Origin of the sequence: Salisediminibacterium beveridgei (assembly GCF_001721685.1) — a bacterium.
Lineage (GTDB): Bacteria > Bacillota > Bacilli > Bacillales > Salisediminibacteriaceae > Salisediminibacterium > Salisediminibacterium beveridgei.
The window spans coordinates 2,108,341-2,130,516 of record NZ_CP012502.1 but is presented as its reverse complement, the minus strand read 5'-3'; the positions used below and the strand labels follow the sequence as shown (position 1 = coordinate 2,130,516).

25 protein-coding genes and 1 tRNA gene are annotated in these 22,176 nt (G+C 42.5%); 19 read left to right on the top strand and 7 right to left on the bottom strand.

Going from position 1 to position 22,176, the window contains the following annotated elements; translation table 11 throughout:
• Positions 1-36 precede the first annotated feature (36 nt).
• The 11 genes from BBEV_RS09990 to BBEV_RS09945 all read left to right on the top strand — a co-directional run bounded on the left by BBEV_RS09990 (position 37) and on the right by BBEV_RS09945 (position 9,985).
• Complete coding sequence (locus BBEV_RS09990; RefSeq protein ID WP_069365344.1) at positions 37-2,193, top strand: malate synthase G; 2,157 nt, start codon at positions 37-39, stop codon at positions 2,191-2,193.
• 18 nt (positions 2,194-2,211) lie between these two features.
• Positions 2,212-3,495, top strand: a complete 1,284-nt coding sequence (aceA, locus tag BBEV_RS09985) for an isocitrate lyase (RefSeq protein WP_069365343.1) — start codon at positions 2,212-2,214, stop codon at positions 3,493-3,495.
• A gap of 79 nt (positions 3,496-3,574) precedes the next feature.
• Positions 3,575-5,095, top strand: a complete 1,521-nt coding sequence (locus tag BBEV_RS09980; protein WP_069365342.1) for a BCCT family transporter — start codon at positions 3,575-3,577, stop codon at positions 5,093-5,095.
• Between the two features lie 145 nt (positions 5,096-5,240).
• On the top strand, positions 5,241-5,795 hold the full coding sequence (locus BBEV_RS09975; RefSeq protein ID WP_069365341.1) for an RNA polymerase sigma factor: 555 nt from the start codon (positions 5,241-5,243) through the stop codon (positions 5,793-5,795).
• Positions 5,792-6,691, top strand: a complete 900-nt coding sequence (locus BBEV_RS09970; protein WP_069365340.1) for a hypothetical protein — start codon at positions 5,792-5,794, stop codon at positions 6,689-6,691. Before BBEV_RS09975 ends, BBEV_RS09970 begins: the two co-directional genes overlap by 4 nt.
• A 103-nt stretch (positions 6,692-6,794) precedes the next feature.
• Entirely contained in the window at positions 6,795-6,977 is a 183-nt protein-coding gene (locus tag BBEV_RS09965; RefSeq protein WP_069365339.1) for a hypothetical protein, read from the top strand.
• Between the two features lie 85 nt (positions 6,978-7,062).
• Positions 7,063-7,137: transfer RNA gene (locus tag BBEV_RS09960), tRNA-Val, on the top strand.
• A gap of 78 nt (positions 7,138-7,215) precedes the next feature.
• Positions 7,216-7,380, top strand: a complete 165-nt coding sequence (locus BBEV_RS17395; protein ID WP_157100956.1) for a hypothetical protein — start codon at positions 7,216-7,218, stop codon at positions 7,378-7,380.
• Positions 7,381-7,412: 32 nt separating this feature from the next.
• Complete coding sequence (locus BBEV_RS09955) at positions 7,413-8,765, top strand: MATE family efflux transporter (RefSeq protein WP_069365338.1); 1,353 nt, start codon at positions 7,413-7,415, stop codon at positions 8,763-8,765.
• Between the two features lie 73 nt (positions 8,766-8,838).
• Positions 8,839-9,681 carry an aldo/keto reductase gene (locus BBEV_RS09950; RefSeq protein ID WP_069365337.1) on the top strand — a complete coding sequence of 281 codons (843 nt, stop codon included), beginning with the start codon at positions 8,839-8,841 and terminating at the stop codon, positions 9,679-9,681.
• A gap of 16 nt (positions 9,682-9,697) precedes the next feature.
• Positions 9,698-9,985, top strand: coding sequence for a hypothetical protein (locus BBEV_RS09945; RefSeq protein WP_069365336.1), 288 nt, complete (start codon positions 9,698-9,700; stop codon positions 9,983-9,985).
• 53 nt (positions 9,986-10,038) lie between these two features.
• On the opposite strand, the gene BBEV_RS09940 is transcribed toward BBEV_RS09945, so the two are convergent.
• Entirely contained in the window at positions 10,039-10,374 is a 336-nt protein-coding gene (locus BBEV_RS09940; protein WP_069365335.1) for a metal-sulfur cluster assembly factor, read from the bottom strand.
• 114 nt (positions 10,375-10,488) lie between these two features.
• Here BBEV_RS09940 and BBEV_RS09935 point away from each other — a divergent pair, with 114 nt between their 5' ends.
• A complete protein-coding gene (locus BBEV_RS09935; RefSeq protein WP_069365334.1) occupies positions 10,489-11,619 on the top strand; it encodes a DEAD/DEAH box helicase in 1,131 nt (376 codons plus the stop codon).
• A 57-nt stretch (positions 11,620-11,676) separates the two neighbouring features.
• Here the strand turns inward: BBEV_RS09935 and BBEV_RS09930 are convergent, their stop codons facing one another.
• Complete coding sequence (locus tag BBEV_RS09930) at positions 11,677-12,243, bottom strand: phosphatidylglycerophosphatase A family protein (RefSeq protein ID WP_069365333.1); 567 nt, start codon at positions 12,241-12,243, stop codon at positions 11,677-11,679.
• A gap of 188 nt (positions 12,244-12,431) precedes the next feature.
• On the opposite strand from BBEV_RS09930, the gene BBEV_RS09925 reads away from it, so the two are divergent.
• On the top strand, positions 12,432-12,944 hold the full coding sequence (locus BBEV_RS09925; RefSeq protein WP_069365332.1) for a YjcG family protein: 513 nt from the start codon (positions 12,432-12,434) through the stop codon (positions 12,942-12,944).
• Positions 12,945-12,953: 9 nt separating this feature from the next.
• Positions 12,954-13,379 (top strand): GNAT family N-acetyltransferase, encoded by a 426-nt coding sequence (locus BBEV_RS09920; RefSeq protein WP_069365331.1) that lies wholly within the window; start codon positions 12,954-12,956, stop codon positions 13,377-13,379.
• A 196-nt stretch (positions 13,380-13,575) separates the two neighbouring features.
• On the opposite strand, the gene BBEV_RS09915 is transcribed toward BBEV_RS09920, so the two are convergent.
• The 4 genes from BBEV_RS09915 to BBEV_RS09900 all read right to left on the bottom strand — a co-directional run bounded on the left by BBEV_RS09915 (position 13,576) and on the right by BBEV_RS09900 (position 16,689).
• On the bottom strand, positions 13,576-14,043 hold the full coding sequence (locus BBEV_RS09915) for an S-ribosylhomocysteine lyase (protein ID WP_069365330.1): 468 nt from the start codon (positions 14,041-14,043) through the stop codon (positions 13,576-13,578).
• Positions 14,044-14,057: 14 nt separating this feature from the next.
• Entirely contained in the window at positions 14,058-14,843 is a 786-nt protein-coding gene (gene nfsA, locus BBEV_RS09910; RefSeq protein ID WP_084007335.1) for an oxygen-insensitive NADPH nitroreductase, read from the bottom strand.
• 297 nt (positions 14,844-15,140) lie between these two features.
• Positions 15,141-15,830 carry an ATP-binding cassette domain-containing protein gene (locus tag BBEV_RS09905; RefSeq protein WP_069365329.1) on the bottom strand — a complete coding sequence of 230 codons (690 nt, stop codon included), beginning with the start codon at positions 15,828-15,830 and terminating at the stop codon, positions 15,141-15,143.
• A 202-nt stretch (positions 15,831-16,032) separates the two neighbouring features.
• Positions 16,033-16,689, bottom strand: coding sequence for a potassium channel family protein (locus BBEV_RS09900; protein ID WP_069365328.1), 657 nt, complete (start codon positions 16,687-16,689; stop codon positions 16,033-16,035).
• A gap of 166 nt (positions 16,690-16,855) precedes the next feature.
• On the opposite strand from BBEV_RS09900, the gene BBEV_RS09895 reads away from it, so the two are divergent.
• From BBEV_RS09895 to BBEV_RS09875, 5 genes are all read left to right on the top strand, one after another.
• Positions 16,856-17,962: a mechanosensitive ion channel family protein gene (locus BBEV_RS09895; protein WP_069365327.1), complete on the top strand. Its 1,107-nt coding sequence runs from the start codon at positions 16,856-16,858 to the stop codon at positions 17,960-17,962.
• Positions 17,949-18,179, top strand: a complete 231-nt coding sequence (locus BBEV_RS09890) for a glutaredoxin family protein (protein WP_069365326.1) — start codon at positions 17,949-17,951, stop codon at positions 18,177-18,179. The genes BBEV_RS09895 and BBEV_RS09890 overlap by 14 nt, the downstream gene beginning before the upstream one ends.
• Positions 18,180-18,213: 34 nt before the next feature.
• The gene (locus BBEV_RS09885) at positions 18,214-19,254 is read left to right on the top strand and encodes an HD-GYP domain-containing protein (protein WP_069365325.1); all 1,041 of its coding nucleotides are present in this window, start codon (positions 18,214-18,216) and stop codon (positions 19,252-19,254) included.
• An 84-nt stretch (positions 19,255-19,338) separates the two neighbouring features.
• On the top strand, positions 19,339-20,061 hold the full coding sequence (gene dapD / locus BBEV_RS09880) for a 2,3,4,5-tetrahydropyridine-2,6-dicarboxylate N-acetyltransferase (protein ID WP_069365324.1): 723 nt from the start codon (positions 19,339-19,341) through the stop codon (positions 20,059-20,061).
• Positions 20,062-20,069: 8 nt separating this feature from the next.
• On the top strand, positions 20,070-21,203 hold the full coding sequence (locus BBEV_RS09875; RefSeq protein WP_069366699.1) for an N-acetyldiaminopimelate deacetylase: 1,134 nt from the start codon (positions 20,070-20,072) through the stop codon (positions 21,201-21,203).
• A gap of 66 nt (positions 21,204-21,269) precedes the next feature.
• Here the strand turns inward: BBEV_RS09875 and BBEV_RS09870 are convergent, their stop codons facing one another.
• The gene (locus BBEV_RS09870; protein ID WP_069365323.1) at positions 21,270-22,106 is read right to left on the bottom strand and encodes a mechanosensitive ion channel family protein; all 837 of its coding nucleotides are present in this window, start codon (positions 22,104-22,106) and stop codon (positions 21,270-21,272) included.
• Positions 22,107-22,176: the final 70 nt, after the last annotated feature.

Below are 22,176 nucleotides of genomic sequence, written 5' to 3'. Positions count from 1 at the left end.
TTATCAAACTGTATTATAACAGAAGGGAGTTCAGACATGACTTATCATTATAAGAAGTTGGGTAGTTTGAACGTTGAGAAAGAATTTGCATCATGGGTGGACAAGCTGCTCATCACTGCAGGAATAAACAACGATACTTTTTGGAGCAGGGTGGAAGCATATCTCAATAAACATCATGATATAAACGAAAACCTATTGAAGAAACGCGATGATATACAGTTGATGCATGACCAGCTGACATTGAATGAATGCCTTGATTTAGAACAATATCAACACTTCTTGAAAGAGGCAGGGTATCTTGAAGAAGAACGGTCGAAAAGTAAAGTGGAAACCAATCAGCTCGATGATGAAATCACTTCACAAGCAGGACCGCAGTTGGTTGTTCCCGTTAATAATGCCCGCTATGCATTGAATGCAGCCAACGCAAGATGGGGAAGCCTCTATGATTCATTGTATGGAACGGATGTGATAGATGAAGATCACGGGAAAGAAAAAACATCTTCGTATAACCCTTTAAGAGGCAGTGCGGTCATCGAGTATTCTAAAGCCCTGCTCGATGAATGGGTCCCTTTAGTAACAGGCAGTCATCAGGAAGCGGAAGAATACGTAATTGACAACAAGATGTTAAAAGTGAAAGTGAAAGATTCATGGACAGAACTCGCATCTTCACTACAATTCAAAGGGTATCGGGGAGATCCACAGTCGCCTGAATCGATCTTGATTGAACATCATCGAATGCACCTGGATATTCTGATCGATCGTACTCATCCGATTGGAAAAAACGATAAAGCAGGCGTCAAAGATATTGAATTGGAAGCTGCAACAACGGTGATTGCAGACTTTGAAGATTCCGTTGCAGCAGTCGATCCGGAAGATAAACTGGATGTATACCACCATTGGCATCAACTGATTGAGGGCTCACTCACTACTGAATTCACTAAAGGTGGTCGAACAGTGACCAGAAAACTGAATGAGGACCGGGTCTATCAGGCACAAGATAATACTACGTTCTCATTATCAGGCAGGTCTTTACTGCTGGTCAGGAATGTCGGGCACTTGATGAAGACCGACTTAATCACGTTTGCTGATGGCAGTCATACGTTCGAAGGAATGATCGACGGGATCATATCTGGTTTGATCGGTAAACTGGATCATCAAGGAAAAGGTACTCATACGAATTCAGATAAAGGATCAATTTACATTGTCAAACCGAAAATGCATGGCTCTGAAGAGGTTAAATTTGCCAACAGCATGTTCACAGATATCGAAGAGATACTCGATCTGCCAGCAAATACGATCAAAATCGGAGTAATGGACGAAGAAAGAAGGACATCACTGAATTTAAAAAATTGCATTGATGAAGTCCGGAATCGGATCTTCTTTATCAATACAGGGTTTCTTGATCGAACTGGCGATGAAATTCATACGGCATTTCAGATTGGTCCAATGATTCGTAAAGGTGCTATGAAGGATTCAGTTTGGCTTACTGGCTATGAGCAATCGAATGTGTTTAATGGCCTGCAGACCGGTTTGAATCATAAAGGACAAATTGGCAAAGGGATGTGGGCCATGCCTGATGAGATGAAAAAGATGGTAGATCAAAAAATCGGTCATCTTTATGCCGGCGGTAACACGGCTTGGGTCCCTTCACCAACGGCGGCAGTCTTACATGCCATTCACTATCATCAGGTGAACTTGTCCGATATACAGAATAATTTGATGAAGACATTGACTGACAAAACACGAGAAATGCTGACGTTGCCTATAGAACCTGATCCGTCCTGGACAGAAAAAGAAATTAACGAAGAGTTGGAAAACAATGCGCAAGGGATTCTCGGCTATGTTGTTCGCTGGATTGAGCATGGCATAGGATGTTCCAAAGTACCGGACATTCATGGAACCGGACTGATGGAAGACAGAGCGACGCTCAGAATTTCGAGTCAGCACATGGCTAACTGGTTGCACCATGGCGTGGTAACAAAGGAACAGGTTCGTCAGGTGATGAAGAAAATGGCAAAGCTGGTTGATGAACAGAATCAGCTGGATCCGGATTATCAGTTTATGAGTGGGCGTTTTGAGGAGTCCGAAGCTTTTCAGGGGGCGTTGGAACTTATTTTTGAAGGACACCAGCAGCCTAATGGGTATACTGAACCCATTTTGCATAGAAGAAGAAGAGCATTTAAGAATAAATAATCTGAAGGAGTGTTAGAAATGGGTCAAAAAACAGCCGGCATGATGAAAAATGAATGGGAACAGGAACGATTTACTGGAGTGGTAAGACCTTATTCACCGGAAGATGTGCAAAAGCTTCAGGGATCGCTCCATATTGAGTACAGCCTTGCAAGACATGGGGCTGAGAAATTATGGCGGCTGATGCAAGAACGGCCATATGTAGCGGCTCTTGGTGCATTGACGGGAAATCAGGCAATGCAACAAGTCAAAGCCGGTCTTGAAGCAATTTATCTCAGCGGCTGGCAAGTTGCCGCTGATGCGAATCTTTCAGGACAGATGTATCCGGATCAAAGCCTTTACCCGGCAAACTCTGTACCGAATGTTGTAAAAAAAATCAATCAGACATTTCAAAGAGCTGATCAGATTCAACAGTCAGAAGGTGGTGGAGAAATCGACTACTTTGCACCGATTGTTGCAGATATGGAAGCAGGATTTGGCGGCTCATTGAATGTTTTTGAACTGACAAAAGCGATGATTGAAGCAGGAGCGGCAGGTGTTCATCTTGAGGACCAGCTGTCTTCTGAGAAGAAATGCGGGCATCTTGGCGGAAAAGTACTGCTGCCGACACAGGTAGCTGTTAAGAATCTCATATCTGCAAGACTGGCTGCGGATGTGTGCGATGTACCAACGATTATCGTAGCCAGAACGGATGCAAATGCAGCGGATCTGATCACCAGTGATGTGGATGAGTATGATCATCAGTTTCTGACTGGAGAACGAACAGCTGAAGGTTTTTACCGGACGACAGCAGGAATTGATCAGGCCATTGCGAGGGGACTTGCCTATGCGCCTTATGCGGATCTTGTCTGGTGCGAAACGAGCGAACCGAATCTGGATGAAGCTCGCAAGTTCGCCGAAGCCATTCATCAACAGTATCCGGATAAACAGTTGGCCTATAACTGCTCACCATCGTTTAATTGGAGAAAGAAATTGGATGAAAAAACAATCCGGAATTTCCAGGATGAGCTTGGGAAGATGGGCTATGCTTTTCAATTTGTAACCCTTGCAGGATTCCATGCGCTGAACCACAGCATGTTTGAACTGGCGCTTAAGTACAAATCCAGAGGGATGGAAGCCTATTCAGAATTGCAGCAGGCTGAGTTTGATTCAGAAAAAGATGGCTACACAGCAACCCGGCATCAGCGTGAAGTGGGTACGGGCTACTTCGATGAAGTGTCGCAGATTATAACCGGAGGAACGTCTTCCACGCTTGCACTGAAAGGATCCACAGAAAGCCAGCAATTCACAAAAACACATTCTTAATGGTTCGGGATACCGATTTTCGGTATCCCGTTTTTTACTGTTTAGTTTGGGGTATTTCACTCCTACGGGAGGTGAAGCTATGTTGGAAAAGATAAATACATACATTGTTTTTATTGTTTCAGCGATCATTGTTGCAGCGATCGTTATCTGGGGATATTTGGAACCTGAACAATTGAATACCTACTCCGTTTATGTCATGGATCAGATGGTTGAATCATTTGGTTGGTTTTATGTCTCTGCAACTGCGCTTTTTATTCTTTTTTGTTTTTATTTGGGTTTTGGACCTTATCGACATATGAAACTCGGAACGAAAAATGAAAAACCTGAATATACCTACTTCACATGGCTTGGGATGTTGTTCGCTGCCGGAATGGGGGTAGGACTCGTATTTTGGGGCGTTGGAGAACCGATGTCTCATTTCCATGATCCTGCAGGTGATGTGTCCTCAGGCTCTCAGGAAGCCGCAGAACAAGGTCTGTTACTCGGCGTTTTTCATTGGGGGGTGCATCCCTGGGCTGTTTATGCGATTGTTGCACTGGGTCTGGCATTCGCGAAGTTCCGAAAAAATTTGCCGGGTCTTGTCAGTTCATCGTTTTATCCTTTGATCGGTGAACGAATTTACCAGTGGCCGGGTAAATTGATCGATATGATTGTGATTGTGGCTACGACAGTAGGGATTGCCACTTCATTTGGTATGAGCAGCCTTCAAGTAGGCAGCGGACTTAGTCAGCTTTTTGATCTTGAAACGAATATGACGGTTTATATGACGATAATTGCTGTTGTGACTGTCATTTTTCTTTTGTCCGTGATGTCGGGATTAAATAATGGCATGCGGTATTTGAGTATATCGAACCTTGGATTGGCCGGGATACTGCTTATCGTTGGTCTGATCGCAGGGCCGACGGTTTTTATTTTGGAACACACAATTCTGACGACGGGACAGTATATCACGCAGTTGCCCTCTTTAAGTTTTGATACAACCCCTTATTCTGATAATGAGTGGATGGGGGAATGGACGCTCTTTTACTGGGCTTGGGTCATTTCCTGGAGTCCGTTTGTGGGCACGTTTATCGCCAGGGTATCCAGGGGCAGAACTCTTCAAGAATTTATTATAGGCGTATTAATTGTCCCGACCTTCATCACGATCATCTGGTTTGTCACTTTTGGCGGTGCGGGTATGTATTTTGAAATGAATCACGGTGTAGATATTGCATCTGTTACTGCAGAAACCCCTGAAGCAGGGTTGTTTCTTGTGATTGGTGAATTGCCATTTCAAATGATACTCAGTATCGCGGCGCTGATTCTGATTTCAATCTTTTTCATCACATCTGCGAATTCCGCTACCTATGTACTGGGGGTTTTCTCATCATCAGGTGATCTGAATCCAAAGCGTCCGATCCTGGTTGTCTGGGGTCTTTTGATTTCTTCAATTGCAGCAGTGCTGCTTGCCAGTGGGGGACTGGATGGGATGCAGGCGATTGCAACGATCATTGCTTTACCATTTACAGGGATCATGATCCTGATGATGGTAGCAGTATATAAATCATTGCACCTTGAAGGGATTGAACGGCATCAGATTGAAAAAAAAGAAGATTGGTAATTCTGAAACCGGCTTATCGCCGGTTTTCTTCTTGTATGATCGGTTTGAATTTGCAAGTCTGACTTGGCGTCTAACTAACTTTTGATTTCTTCGGGACACCCTGGATCTATGAATGACGTCTAATAAGCTAGAAGGAGGTGAGCGTATGCAGGATCATGAGTTGATTGAAGCGGCTATCAGCGGGGACGAATTTGCACTTCGAAGACTCCATGATTTATACGTCACACAGGTATTTAGTTATGTATACGGTCAAGTGGCGAGCTACCATGATGCAGAAGAGGTTTTGCAGGACATCTTCTATAAAGTGGCCATGAAAATGAATACGTTCAGTGGAAAGTCAACATTTAAGACATGGGTATTTTCCATTGCCAGAAATACTGTACTGGATTACCACAGGCAGGCAAAAAAACGGAACCGGTCCATTGCAACTGAAGAGGAAAAGTTAAGGACGCTGAGTCCGTTAACAACATCGTCAGAAGATGAAGTGATTCTACAGGATGAAATTCGCGAGGCGCTGATTTTAATGAATGAGTTGCCCGAAACATACAGGACGGTGCTTCACCTCAGAGTCATTGAAGAATTCACGGTTGAGGAAACAGCTGCCATCATGAAAAAGTCAAATTTTTCTGTGAAAGCACTGCAGCGAAGGGCAAGAAAGATGCTTCAAGAGCATATGCATCAGGAGGTGATGGACGCATGACAAGAAAAGGCCGAAACTCAGAAGAGGATATCCTGAAAAAACTGCAATTCGCGCCATCAAAAAAGACTCGCGAAGCCAGCTTTTCAAGTATGAGAAAGGGAATGAAAGAAATGAAAGATAAAGGCGATCCCAAAGCTGAATCTATACAGAACAGAAGGGTCTGGAATGCGAGAGTGGCCATGATTGCAGCTGCGGCGATCTTCTTTTTACTTGTTATCAATATCGATTTCATTCCAATGACTGGAGAAAACAATGAGAATGCTGAACAAGAAGAATCGGTTAATCACGCAGCTACAGAAATAAATGAAAACAATGAAAAGAACGAAAACGCCATTGATAATGAATCAGACAGGAATGATTCAGAAGAAAATCAGTCGGATGAAGGGAATCATGATTCCCCTGTTGAAAGAGATGAAATGAAGTCGATCACCACATATCCTGAGGGTGGTGAAAGAATTCGGGCTTATCAGTTGCTTCATGAAGAAGGTCTCCCGTTTACCACGTATGTCAGAGAAGAGTGGCAAGTGACTACCGAAGAAGCTGATGAACCATTTCTGGTTCATCTGACACCGCAGGATGAAGAGTTTGATTTTGGTCAAATGATTCTTCGTGTATCAGAAGATTCCGGTCAAAAAGAGAAGCTCTTTGAAGAAATGATTGAGAAACTGAGCCAGTACGAAGAAGTGGAATCTTATGAATCTGAGGAAGGGACACCATTTCATGAGTGGTTGATCGAAGGCTATCGATTTGTGGACTACGGGGAAGATACTACAGGCTACAGCTATCTGTTCGAAGCGGAAGATTATATCTTTTGGCTTCATTCAGAGCATCGCCTGGAGTTTCAAGAGGGCTGGTTTGACGATGATATCTTCTCGAGAGAATGGGAGTGGAACTGAAACGAAGAAGCAGCTTACCAGGCTGCTTCTTTTTTGCATCTTTCATCTGAAGGTGGTATTCTGTAAACATTGTGAGAGAGAATGATCGTTGGAGGCGAGAATGATGGCATATCAGCGACCGCGCTGGATTTATTGGAATGAAATTTTCCCGAGTCGCTTTCAGGCAGGCTGCATGAAAGCTAAAATCGAAGATAACTGGATAAATGGATACGAAACAGGTCCGCTAGTGGAAATTCGGAAGCTGAATGAACGCCGATATGTGCTCAGATATACGTATGATGAATAAATTCAGGTCAGGCTATTGACCTTTAATCATTTTTCAAGTATATTATAAATTGTCGCTGCAAATGAAACCTAATTGAACAACGTCAGGGCTGTTAGCTCAGCGGGAGAGCACTTGGTCGACAACCAAGGGGTCACTGGTTCGATCCCAGTACAGCCCACCATGATGACATTATTACCCTCCGGATGATTCCGGGGGGTTTTCTTACACTATAGAGATTGCAGTCAGGAGGCTTAATAAAATGGATGACTTGATGAAAGTACATATTCTTGAAGAGCTCAGGAAAACGCTCGATAAGGATGGCGTTTACTTGGATGAACGCGATCAAGCAAAAGTGATGGAATTTCTGGATAAAGACATGAGCATTGATGAATTGATTGATTATTTCAAGGAGAAAGACGAATAACTCAGCCGGGCTGAAGAACAGGAGGAATCAATATGTATCACGCCGATTCCTTTCAGGAAAAACTTAAATTATTTCTGGTCATTCTTTGGCCGATTATGGTAACTCAGATCAGCATGTTTTCGATGAATATCGTGGATACGATGATGTCTGGACGTGCAGGAACAGAAGATCTGGCCGGCGTCGCAATCGGTGGAAGTTTATGGCTGCCGATTTTCACAGGGATGAACGGGATCTTGCTCTCGACTTCGACGATTATCGCGCATTTAATGGGGTCTGATAACGGACATAGAGTTCACCATAGCGCCATGCAGGCGATCTATCTGGCGGTCTTGTTAACCATCGGTGTCATCGGTGGAGGTTTTTTTGTTTTAGAACCAGTCATTTCTTTTATGAATCTGGAATCGGGTGTGCATGACGTTTCGTACCATTATTTAATCGGGTTGGCATTTGGGATCTTACCGCTGTTTTTGTTTACCGTACTCCGTTATTTTTTTGACGGACAGGGGTTCACAAGGATTACGATGTATATTCTGTTTATGACATTACCGGTCAATTTCTTCTTTAACTATGCATTGATTTTCGGGCATTTTGGCTTTCCTCAGCTTGGTGGAGTCGGGGCCGGTTATGCAACAGCGATAACGTTCTGGTTTATGTTTATTGCGGGTGTGATGATGACGTTTCGAGTGGATAAGGTTCGACGGTATAAGCTCTTTGTCAAATGGGTGAAACCTTCCTGGACATCTTTTAAAGAGCAGCTGTCCATCGGTATTCCGATGGGGCTTTCCTTGTTTTTTGAAGCCAGTATTTTTGCTGTGGTGACGTTATTGATTGGTGTGATGTTTACGACGGTCACTGTTGCAGCGAATCAGGTGGTATTAAATTTCACCTCTCTGTTATTTATGATCCCTTTAAGCATTTCGATGGCTTTGACAATTGTTGTTGGCTACTCTGTAGGGGGCAAAAGACTTCAATCAGCAAAAGATTACAGTTGGATCGGCGTTTTGGGAGGTACTGGTTTCCTGATGGTCGGATCTGTTTTCCTGTTTCTGTTCAGAGAGCAGATTGCTTATTTGTATACAGATAATCCGGATGTAGTGGCCATCGCCATGGTGTTATTTATTGTTGCAATCATTTTCCAGATTTCAGATGCCCTGCAATCGAGTCTTCAAGGTGTCTTGCGAGGGTACAAAGACGTGACTCTACCCTTTTATATTGCCTTCGTGTCCTATTGGATGATCGGACTCCCTGCAGGCTTTATGCTGGCATTGACAGACCTTGGTCCGATCGGTTTCTGGATTGGCATCACCCTCGGCCTGACCAGCGCTGCTATCGGTTTTTACATCAGGTTGCGGATCGTATTGAGAAGATATTCAAATCAGTTTTAATGAAAAGCGAAAGATGCCAAGATTTGTTATACTAATTTTTGAGATCCTATAACTTTTGGATGGAGGGAAAAAAATGACGTATTCATTATCATCTGTTGTCACATTGGCCAATGGCGTTGAAATGCCTCGCTTTGGACTTGGAGTGTATAAGTCTGAAGCAGGGGAAGAAGTGGAAACCGCAGTCCGGACTGCCTTGGATACTGGTTACAGAAAGATAGACACCGCGTCGTTTTATCAGAACGAAGAAAGTGTCGGGAAAGCCATCCGTGAATCCAGGGTCGATCGGGGAGATTTGTTCATCACGACAAAAGTATGGAATGATGAACAAGGGTATGATGAGACATTGAAAGCATTTGAACGGAGCCGTGAAAAACTCGGTTTGGAAATTGTGGATTTGTATCTGATCCATTGGCCTATTACGGAGACGTTTCAAGACACATGGAAAGCTTTGGAGACCTTATACCACGACGGGAAAGTTCGTGCAATCGGCGTCAGTAATTTTCATACAAAGCATATTGAAAAACTCATTCAATCCTGCGATATCCAGCCGATGGTCAATCAAGTGGAACTTCATCCCTGGTTGAATCAACAGGAACTTCATCAGTATTGCAAAAATAAGGGGATACAAATTGAAGCGTGGAGTCCGTTGGCACGCGGGAAGAAATTCGGCGATCCGTTTATTCAGGAAATATCGAGAAGATATCGGAAAACCGAAGCACAGATTATCCTTCGTTGGATGTTGCAAAAAGAGATTGTGACGATTCCGAAATCCGTTACTATCAGCCGTATTCAGGAGAATGCAGATATTTTTGATTTTGAATTGACGACGGAAGATCTCTCTGCCATTGATCAACTTCACACCGGAGAACGCTTGGGTAAAAATCCTGATGACATTGATGAGGTAACTTTTGGTTGAAAGGAAGCGGAATAGAATGATACATGGAGAAATATACAGAAAGCTTCTTCTTTACAGCGCCATACTTGTAGCGTTCGGCGGGGCCGTAACAGCAATATTTCTTGGACTCAATTTTCACCTGGTGCCTCCTGATATCGATCCGGATACCGGTGAAGTGTTTTACGAAGGGATGCTTCATCCTCAGCGATGGTGGATTGCCACTGCGGTTTTCATGATCACGCTCATTACATCTTTTATCATGATGGGTCTTTCAGCAGTAATTGGCATACTTACTGAAATCAGGGACAAAAAAAATATGGATTGACGAAAAAAAGTCCAACCTCTTATTGAGCTGGACTTTTTTAAATGTATCACATTTTAACTTTCATGAACACCAAGGGCAATTTTGGCATATCGGCTCATCATGGATTTATCCCACGGTGGGCTCCAAACAATCTCTACATCAATATCCTCGCCGATTTCACCGATCTCTTGAAGCTCTGACAGCGTGTTTTTGATATCCGAAACAATGGTTCCTGCAAGAGGGCACCCCATGGCTGTGAGTGTCATCTTGACATGGACGTTATTTTCTTCATCCAGGTTGACTTCATAAATCAGACCCAGGTTCACGATGTCCACACCGAGTTCCGGATCAATGACGTTTTCAAGTTGAGAATAAATCCGGTCAGCGAGCTCTTTTTTTTCATCTGACATCAGTATCCCTCCTCATTTATCTTATACCCGTAAGGCTTTCAGGCTAACCTTTTCATATTGGAACGGTTAGCCTATAATAGAATAGAAACGAGTTCGCTTAAGAAGGAGATTTAAATGGATACATTATTGGAATCATTACCCGAATGGATACAGAAACAATGGAAAAAGGAAGATTTTAAAGATTGGACACCCGTTCAACAGGAGATGGTACCTGCTGCTCTGAAAGGAAATTCCCTGATCGCTGAAGCACCTACAGGAACCGGTAAAACTCTGGGTTATCTGATTCCGGGAATGAATAAAATTGACCCGTCATCGAAAAATGTGCAGCTTCTTATTATTGTTCCTGGAAAGGAATTGGCGATGCAGGTACATGAAGAGGTGGGGAAATGGAGCACAGGATCAAGTATTCACTCCGCAGTCATGATTGGTGGAGCAAACGTAAAAAGGCAGTATGAAAAGCTGAAAAAGAAGCCGCAGGTCATTACTGGAACGCCGGGTAGAATCAGCGAATTAATTCAGGATAAAAAACTTAAGGTTCATGAGGTTCAAACACTCGTTTTTGATGAAGCGGATCAGCTGTTTGTACCGGATCATCTGGCTACATTGGACCTGATTCAAAAGGCTGTGCCGAAAAATGAGCAACGTATCATCTGTTCAGCGACAGTACCGGATCGCGTGATGCATCTGGCAGAAGAACGAATCGATAATCTGGTTGAAATTCGTGTGAATCAGTCTATGAAACAGATAGAAAGTATGACACATGTGTTTCTGGTTTCAGAAAAGCGGGATAAAGTAAAGATGCTCGGTAAACTGACCCATATGCACGGCTTTCTTGGCATGGCCTTTTTAAACAATAGCTTTGATGTGGATAAAGTGACGGAAAAGCTGACGTATAACGGTATACAGGCAACAGGACTTCATGGTGACAAAGGAAAGCAAGGTAGAGAACTGGCGATGAAGGATTTCCGCGAGCAAAAAGCGAATCTGCTGATCACAACAGACCTTGCTTCAAGAGGACTTGATGTGAAAGGAGTCAGTCATGTGATTCACTTCGATCTCGCAAATGATCAGAAACAATATCTCCACCGGGCTGGAAGGACCGCGCGTGCAGGCGAAAGTGGCACAGTTGTATCGATTGTTACTGAAGGGGAACTGGTCAGATTAAAGCAAATTGCAGAAGAACTGAAGCTGAACCTGAAAGAAGCAAGTCTTTATTTCGGTGAATTGATGGTTCAGGACGAATAGCGCATAACCGGGTTCACAAAAAAGCTGAGGAGTATATATCCTCAGCTTTTTGGGTATTCAACTCATACGTTCTTCTTCGTCGCGGCGTTGGATTTCTTCGTCCCGCAGTTTTTCCTGACGGTCTCTGATGCGGTGTGCAAGACGGCTGGAAGCATTCGCTGCAATACTGCAGATCAAGTCATCCAAAAACGTGTGTACTTTATTACCAGGTTCTGTGTCGAGTTCTTTAATAATACCTTCCTTTGCTTTATCCAGATAGCCGAAAGTCGTCACTGCGATGCTGCCATACCCGAAAACGGATCCAAGCGCAATGGTTTCGTCCACTCCGAATAGTCCTTCGTCCATTTCGATAATGGATTGAAGCGGTTCGGATAGTTTCTTTTGTTCCGCTAATTTGTCCAGTTCAATACCTACCAGAACAGCGTGCTGAATTTCTCTTTTTTCGAGTACACGATCCACGCTGTCAATACATTCTTGCATGGTTAAGCCATTGTTGTATTCAACTTGCATGTTATAAACAATATCTGCAATATCTTCGATCGTTACACCACGTTCTTTTATTAATTCTCTGGTTGCATTCTCAACAATGTGGCAATGCACCGGATCTCTCGTTTTGTCTGCCATAATGATCTCCTCCTGTGACTGTCTGAATTGAAATGATCTATTCTATTTTACCATACTCGGGCGGTTGCTGTAGAACATGAGAGGCAGGTTGACCAGATTGAGAGAAGGAAAAGATTTTGATATATGTGAAAAAGTATATTATGATGATAATAAGTAAAGCGCTGTCATTAAATGGGGAGGAATCAGTTATGAAATATGGAGTTGCAGTATTTCCATCAAAGAAGCTTCAGGATCTTGCGAACTCTTATCGGAAACGTTATGATACCAAGTATGCCAAAGTGCCACCGCACATCACACTGAAGGAACCTTTTGAACTGAATGATGATCGTAAGCTTGAAGAAGTGGTGTTATCGATCAGGAAAGTAGCTGAGAATGCGTCGCCATTTCAATTGAAAGTGATTAAATACAGTACATTTTATCCTACGACAAACACGATTTACATGAAGGTCGAGGAAACAAAGGAACTTTTTGATCTTCATCATCAGTTGAACAGTGGGAGCTTGAATTTTGTTCAGGAGCATTCATTTGTGCCGCATATTACTGTTGGTCAGGACATGATGTATGATGAGATGCAGGATGTTATTGGACGTTTGAAGATGGAAAAGATTTCTCACGAAGAGACGATTGATCGCTTTTCTCTTTTATATCAGCTTGACGACGGCACATGGACAACGTATGAAACATTTCTGATCGGAAAGTAGGAGTGTCAGATGACTGAAGTGACGATAGCAGATTCAAAAAAAGAGAAAGATGCGGTTTACGCAATCAGAAGGCGTGTGTTTATTGAAGAACAGAGAGTTCCTGAGAGCATCGAGATTGATGCATTGGAGAAAGACGCTATGCACTTTTTAGCAACGTGTGACGATGTGCCATGTGGCGCTGGCAGGTTACGATTTTCCGGTAATCAGGGCAAAGCAGAGCGGGTTTGTGTTCTGAAAGAAAAAAGAAATCAGGGCATAGGTGCAATTATCATGAAAAAAATGGAAGAAATCTCAGTGGAAAACGGCTGTGCTTCTTTAATCCTTAATGCTCAAACGCATGCTGAACCTTTTTACCATCACATCGGGTATGAAACGATCTCAGATATTTTTCTGGATGCCGGTATCGAACATGTCACGATGGAAAAAAAGTTCTGATCAGTAAAAATAACTAAAACGAAAATCAATCATAAGAAATATTGGCTTCTCGCTAAGCAGGTGGTTAAAGCCTTAGTTGCACTAAAACTTCATTCTTCAACGAACTTAAACATTCCTATGACGTATAAAAACGCTTCCGATTGTCAACAAATCACAGTCGGAAGCGTTTCTTTTTTCAGTATAAAAAATCTGTGTTTCACTCAGCAAAGATTTGATGCCACTCGTTTTTTTGATCAAGCATTTCTTTTGCGAGTTCTTGAGCACCCTCGAGAGAATGAGATGCCGCCCAGCCGCATTGCAATTCGTTACATGCGGGTACTTCTTTTGCCTGGAGAATATCGCGCAAACTCTGATCAAGCACTGTGAGAATGTTTTCGTAAGAATCATCGTTCATAACTGCCAGATAAAAACCGGTTTGGCAGCCCATCGGGCCAACATCAATTATGTGTTCATGGTGATTACGTGAGAATTCCGCAAGCATGTGTTCAAGAGAGTGAAGGGCAGGCATGCTCATATGAGCCTGATTTGGCTGCTTAAATCTCAGGTCATATTTATAAATCGTATCTCCGTTAACCCCTTCAGTTTTCCCGGCGAGCCGAACATAAGGTGCTTTTACCTTTGTGTGATCGAGATTAAAACTTTCGACATTCATTTTTTCAGCCATCGTTGAAACACTCCTTATTCATTCGATTCATCTTTCATAAACCCCTGTTGTTGAATCAAGTGACGCATTGTCATTCTTGAACGGCGTTCGAGAAGCGTCATCATCTGCTCTGTCCATCTGTCTTTTCGTTTACCACTTGTCCGATCCTTATAATAACCGGAAATTGTTTGATTGTATTTTTTCAGGTCTTCTTTTAGCTGATTATCATCCGGCTGATAAGTGTCCTCATGATAGACATGATTGAAAGGGAGTCGCGGTTTCTGATCGGATGATTTGGATGGAACGCCTATTGCCATGCCAAATAAAGGGAGAACGTATGGTGGGCAGCTTAATAACTCCATGACTTTGTCCAACTGGTTGCGAATGCCTCCGATATAACATATCCCAAAGCCCATACTTTCTGCAGCCGCAGCAGCATTCTGTGCAGCGAGGGTCGCATCAACAACAGAAACAAGGAATTTCTCAGTGGATTCTAATGATGGGCGAATCAGTTCGGGATCGAGATTCTCTATTTCCGCAGCCAGGACATGCCGGTGCATATCAGCACAAAAAACAAGGAAATGGCCATTCTCGGCTACGTAAGGCTGGTTACCGGCATATTCTGCCAACAACCTCTTCTTTTCAGGATCTTTGACACCGATAATGGAGTATGCTTGAATAAAACTGGAGGAAGACGCACTTTGAGCCGCTTGAATAATCGTTTGAATTTGTTCTCCGGATATCGGTGAATTCTCAAATGATCGAATGGAACGGTGGTTTAATAATGTATTAATCGTTTCGTTGTGAAGTATATCGTCCACCCCTTTCTTTGATCCTGTGTATGGATTCGATTAGGTTTACAGCTCTATTATAGCTTGCTGAGGAGAAGGATGGAAGTGTTACGATTAATATGAAAATGAAATGGAGGACTGTTTATGTCAGATAAAGCAAAAAAAAGCATTATTCTGTTCCTGCTTCTCATGGTAGCGGTCATCATAGGCGCTACGATTATTATGATGGTGCTGCAGGTTTTAAACGCCTGATTAGCAGGTAAGGATTGAAAAGAAGCCCGCGCCTTTTTTAAATCAGGCGGGGCTTCTTGTCGTTTGCCGGGCTGATCAAGAAGCGGTGTCCGCCTCTTTTTCCACAAGTCGTTGATTTTCAACATGATAATACCGATCAGCTCGTTTTACAAGATCTTCGTCTTCTGTAACAACAACAACCGTCGTTCCCTGTTTTTCTGCAAAAGCGAGAAGATGTTCAATGACTTCTTTGCCACTTTCTCCAGGTAACGCTTTAGTTGGTTCATCTGCTAAAATGATCTTAGGATTTGTCATGAGAATACGGGCAATCGTTGCCAGAATCTGTTCTTCATCGTCCAAAGCTTCAATGGATTCATTGATTCGATTCTCTGGAAAATGCAATTCTCTGAGAATTTCATGAGCACGTTCGAGACGGGACTTATATTTCGGATCGTCTTCAGGGATACCGAGCATGAGATTTTCCTGAATGGACATATAGGGCATCAGTACACTCTCATCATTGATATAGCCGATGGTTTGAACCCGCCAATCGGTTCGTTTTCGGATACTGACAATATCTTGTCCGAATACTTCAACAGTTCCTTTATTCGGTGGCGTTATTGCAGCGATCATCTGCAGCAATGTTGATTTACCTACACCTTCTTGACCCGAAATAACAACCATTTCACCTTCTCGGACGACGAAATCCATATCTTCGAAAATGACTTTTAATTCTTCCCCATTTGAAAACCTTTTTAAAACATTTGAAATTTGAATAGCATTCATATAAACGCACCTCCATAACATTATGTCTATCATGCTGATGGTTCTTAATTCTATTAAACCATTGTTTAAACAGGAATGAAACCGCTGTCAGCGAAATATTATGACAATTTTGTAAACTTTACAATTTAAAAAATCGGGTTTCACAATTGAGAAAAGCCAACACAATTCCGTTCGGGAAGTGCCGGCTTTTCTGCAAAACTGATTATAAAACCCCATCTTGAAAACGGCGTAAGTCCTTTTTGTCACCAATCATAACAAGAATATCTCCCTTATTCAGGGTTTCGTTCGGGTCGGGTGTCACATCGACTTTATTTTTCTGTTTAATAGCAATGACTGTACAACCGTATTTTGCACGGATGTCCAAATCAACCAGGGTTTTACCTGCGATCTTCTCAGTAGCTAATAGTTCAACAATACTGTAATCCACTGAGAGGTCTATATAGTCCAATACTTTTTCAGAAGTCAGAAATTCTGCAATTCTGTTTCCCATTTCTTCTTCCGGATGAAAGATCCGGTCAGCTCCAATTTTTTCAAGAACTTTATGGTGATAGGAATTTTGTGCTTTCACCCACACTTCCGGAATTTCAAGGTCTTTTAAGTGAAGGACGGTTAAAATACTGGCTTGAATATTTTCTCCGATCGCAACAATCACATGCTCAAAATTTTTAATGCCGATACGGATCAGATTATTTTCGTCTGTTGTATCGAGCACCATGGTATGTGTGGAGAAAGGTTCCATTGCTTCTACTTTTTTTGGATTATGGTCGATTGCAAGAACTTCGTGGCCCATGTGATGAAGTTCGCGGCACATACTGCTGCCAAATCGGCCTAGTCCGATTATTGCAAATTGTTTTTTCATGTTTTCAACCTTCTTTTTTACGATTGTGATGCCTAAGTATAGCATTTACACTTTTAAAATTTCAAGTTAAGATGTAAAAGATAGAGTATTTGCGCAAAGAAGTATAGATGCGTTTTTCTTCATTTGAAGACGACTGACAGCATTGTAGTGAAAGGACAATTCATTTATGGATACTATTATTGACACAGACCACTGGTATTTATCATTCACATTGCAGGAAATCGCGATCTCGATCGCCATTTTCTTTATTTTTCTTCTATTCAGGAAACTTTTCACAAAATATGTTTTCCAATTTGTATTATATTTATCCCGAAAGGCACCAATTGATCTTGTTACCAATGTATTATTGGCTTTTGAAAAGCCCCTTCGTTTATTGTTCGTTTTTTTTGGAATCTATGCATCGTTACGCTATCTGTCTTTGCCAGAATCGATAGATGCAAATCTTGCTGTTATTCTCAGGTCATTGATCATTATACATATTGCAGTTGGTTTATATAATTTGTCTGCATCCAACTCATTGTTTTTTAGAAAAATAGGGGACAAAATGAATCTTAGTGAAGATGATATACTCATCCCCTTTCTTTCAAAACTGATACGGGTAGCGATCATTGTAATGATGCTGAGTGTCGTAGCTTCAGAGTGGCAATATAATGTAAGTGGATTCGTAGCCGGACTCGGACTTGGTGGCTTAGCTTTTGCATTGGCTGCACAGGATACGTTAGCAAATTTCTTCGGAGGGGTTATCATTATAACCGATAAACCTTTTACAATTGGGGATTGGATCAAGACTCCTTCAACTGAGGGGTTTGTTGAAGATATCAATTTCAGAAGCACGAAAATACGGACATTTGCAGATACGATTGTTGTGATCCCAAACAAGACAGTTGCTCATGAGCCGATCGAAAACATGTCAAAAATGAGGAAACGTCTTGTTTCTTACAACCTGGGTGTGATGTATGCCACGTCCACAAATCAAATGGAGACTTGTGTAAAGCGAATTGAAGATCTGTTAAGGAACAGTAAAGACGTTGATCAGGAATTGATTATTGTGAATTTTACTGAGTTTAACGACAGCAGTCTTGATATTCTTATCTATTACTTCACGAAACCAACAGGCTGGGTTGAGCATTTAAAGATTAAGGAATCGCTTAATATCAGTGTGATGAAAATTCTTGAAGAAGAAGGCGTTTCCGTAGCATTTCCAACAAGAAGTATATATATGGAGAATGATGTGAAGCAGATGAAGGAGGCGAGTGAAGATGAGTCAAACTGATATCACGGTTTATGTGAGTAAAGGGTGTACGTATTGTGAACAGGTCATTACTTACTTGGAGGAACGCGGGGCATCCCATACGATTAAAAATGTATCCCTTGATGATGCTGCTTTTAAAGAATGGAAGACCATTAATCCAATGGGCACACCACTCACCGTAAAGGGTGAGCAGCAAGTACTTGGATTTAATAAAGACAAATTGGATGCGTTACTGTAAGAAGTGATGAACGTGTTGTTGGAGAGGAGCTTTTATGCGATATGTATCGATAGATTCAGTAAACCAGGGAGAGCGACTGGGTAAGCATATTTTTGCAAGTGATGGACGAATTCTCCTGAATGAGGGGGTTACGCTGACCGTTGGTTTGTTGTCCAAGCTCAGACAGATGGGTGTATCGTCTCTTTTCGTTAAAGATGACAGATTCGACGATGTAGATATAGAGGAAGTTGTTTCAGAGACAACCCGACGTGAAGCGATTCAAACCCTCTCAAAGTCCATGCAATACATGCAGCAGGCTCGGGCAATCAACACCGAAGAAGTTCAGTCCAGCGTAAATTCAATCATCGAAGAGATATTGAATAACTCTGATGTATTGATTCATCTCACTGATATTCGCACAAAAGAGAATGAATTGTTTGTTCACCTTGTGAATGTTTGCATCATGTCTGTTATGATTGGAGTCCATGTCAAGCTTTCCAAACCCAAGCTGCAAGAGCTTGCGATCGGTGCAGTGTTGCATGATATCGGGAAATTAGTGGATCAAGTTAAAGTTTCAGACATTCCAACCGGGTATGATTCTGATAATGAACTGATGAAACATCATAGTTGGAAAGGCTTTAATGTTCTTCGGAAAGCACCTGATGTCAGTACGCTGTCCGCACATATCGCGCTTGTTCATCATGAAAATGTGGATGGCAGTGGAGATCCACGAGGATTGGAAAACAGTGATATTCATTTTCTTGCGAAAATTGTGGCCGTGGCGAATGATTATGATCATCTTGTATCAGGAGAGACGGGAATTTTTCCACATGAAGCATGTGAGCATGTTATGGCACGGACGAATATCAGATTTGATCATCATGTCGTGTGGACATTTCTTCGGGCCATCGCGTTTTATCCAAATGGCAGTCAAGTTAAACTAAGTAACGGATTGACGGGAATTGTTATCGGTCAGCATCAGGGTCTACCGCAAAGACCTGTAGTACGCACTTTTGACCCTGATGAGGGAGGAGATATCTATGAGGAAATTGATCTGGCGAAGGAAACGACGATGTTTATTATAAAAGCATATTAATTTTGTGCACAGCGATTGCTTTCAATCGAAATATTCACTATGATTAAGTGGAATACAATACTGATTTGGAAGGTGATGTTCAACATGAAACAAATGGATGCAAATGAAATTATTCAGTTCATCTCGGATGCCGAGAAATCAACACCTGTTAAAGTACATATCAAAGGAGATCTGGAAGGAGTGGATTTCGGATCTGATACTAAGTCCTTTATTTCAGGCAACACCGGTGTGCTGTTTGGCGAGTGGAAAGTCATCGAGCAGGTGCTGAATGAAAATGAGCAGAAGATTGAAGATTATTTCGTTGAAAATGATCGACGAAACTCAGCGATACCGCTTCTCGATATGAAAAATATCCGTGCGCGCATTGAACCGGGTGCACTGATTCGTGAACAGGTTCATATTGGTGATTCAGCAGTAATCATGATGGGCGCTGCGATTAATATCGGTTCTGTTGTGGGAGACGGCACAATGATTGATATGAATGCTGTTCTCGGCGGAAGAGCGACAGTAGGGAAGAACTGCCATATTGGGGCAGGTGCTGTCCTTGCAGGTGTAATCGAACCGCCTTCAGCTGATCCTGTTGTAGTCGAAGACGGGGTTGTTGTTGGAGCCAATGCAGTTGTTCTCGAGGGTGTCCGCGTTGGAAAAGGAGCAGTTGTTGCTGCAGGTGCGATTGTAACAGAAGATGTACCTCCAAACACTGTTGTCGCCGGAACACCGGCCCGAGTAATTAAAGAAATCGACGATCAGACAAGAGGTAAGACGGAAATTAAAGCTGAATTAAGAAAGTTGAAAGATGAAGAATGACTTATAAAATGACTTTTGAGCGCCTGGTGGCTATACGCCGGGCGCTCCATCAGATTCCAGAGCCGGGTTTTCATGAATTCAAAACGCAAAACATGATTTTATCTGAACTGAGTCAAATGGACTTGACCAATAAACTGGAAATCAAACGATGGGAATCCGGTCTTTTTGTCAAAATCCCAGGATCTAATCCTGAAAAAACAATTGGCTACCGGGCGGATATTGATGGATTACCGATGAAGGAAGAAACGGGGTTATCATTTGCATCGACTCACGAAGAGATGATGCATGCATGCGGACATGATTTTCACATGACCATTGCCCTTGGTTTAATTGCGAAACTTTTGACGCACAATCTGAAAAATGATGTCGTTGTGATTTTTCAACCAGCTGAAGAAGGGCCGGGAGGTGCGCTGCCCATCTTGAAATCGGAAGAATTCAAACCGTTCAGACCTGATGAAATTTACAGTTTGCATATCGCGCCGGAACTGGAAACGGGAGTGGTATCAACGAAACCAGGTACACTATTTGCGAATACCAGTGAATTGTTTATCGACCTGAAAGGAACAGGGGGCCACGCAGCATACCCGCATCTGACAGAGGATATGGCAGTAGCCGCAAGTCATTTCGTTACTCAGCTTCAATCGATCGTCGCCCGGAATGTTGCTCCATTGGACTCAGCTGTCGTAACCATCGGCAAGATGACAGCAGGAACCAAACAAAATATTATTGCAGATTCTGCCCGTATTGAAGGGACGATTCGTACATTGTCAGACGAGACGATGAATGATATTAAATCCCGGATCGAAGGGATCATGGCGGGTATTGAAGCTTCATTCAGGTGTACAGCTTCATTGGATTACGGATCAAATTATTGTCAGGTATATAACAATGACCCTTTAACATCTGAATTCATGCGGCACATTCAGGACCAGCGAACCGCTAAACTGCATGAAGCGGATATTGCAATGACAGGTGAGGATTTCGGGTATTTTCTTCGGGACATTCCTGGAATGATGTGCTGGTTGGGTGTGGATAGTTTAACTGGCCTTCATACACCGACCTTAAACCCAAATGAAACTGCGCTTGAGACAGGCGTCAATGTATTCACAGAGTGGATCCTTTTCAGGGACGAGCATGAGTGATCTAAAAATGTATTCCAATGAAAAAAGCCGAACCATGATTGTTTATGGTTCGGCTTTACGTATGCTTTATTTTTCGTTTTTCTGGATATATACCTGATGCGGAAAAGGGATTTCAATGTTGTTCGCATCGAGGGCTTCTTTCATGGCTTTACGGAGTTTTCTTTCGACGCCCCATTGTTCCATATTTGCTGTCTGAGCGATAATGCGAATCACTACATCACTGTCCCCGAGTCCCTGCACACCGACGACGTGAGGTCCATCCAGTACAGCCGGCTCATCGCTCGCAACCTGATCACAGGCTTTTTGCATAATGCTGATTGCTTCATCAATATTTTCATCATACGCGATGCTCATATCGACAAGTGCACGCATATTTGAACGGGAATGGTTGGATACATTGCCGATGTTCCGGTTAGGAATATAATGGACGGTTCCATCGAAGCCCCTGATCTGAGTTGTTCGAAGGCCCACTTCTTCCACTATGCCGTCAAGTCCGGATACTGAAATGTATTCATCCACTTCGATTTGTTTCTCAAGCAAAATGAAAAAACCGGTAACAACGTCACTCACTAATCCTTGAGCCCCAAAACCAATGGCCAGTCCAACGATACCAGCTCCGGCAATCAAGGCAGAGACATTGTATTCAAAGACACCTGCTATCAATGTGATCAAAATAAAGATCAGGATATAAGAAAAAATGTTTACAGATAACTTTTCGAGTGTTTTTGTTCTTCCTTCATGAATGTTTCTCGTTTCGCTCATTTTCGCAAAGCTTCTGCCAATCAGCTTCTTACCGGCTCCCCTGACAGCTGCGAATACCAGTAACAGTAAAATTAACTGCATGGAAATCGTTAAGGCTTTGGTGCCTAAATCGCCCCAGTTAATCTCATTGAAAAATTCCATATGTACGACTCCTCCTTTGAATTGCACTTGCTTATTCAATTAATAACATACATGACAATACCACAAATGA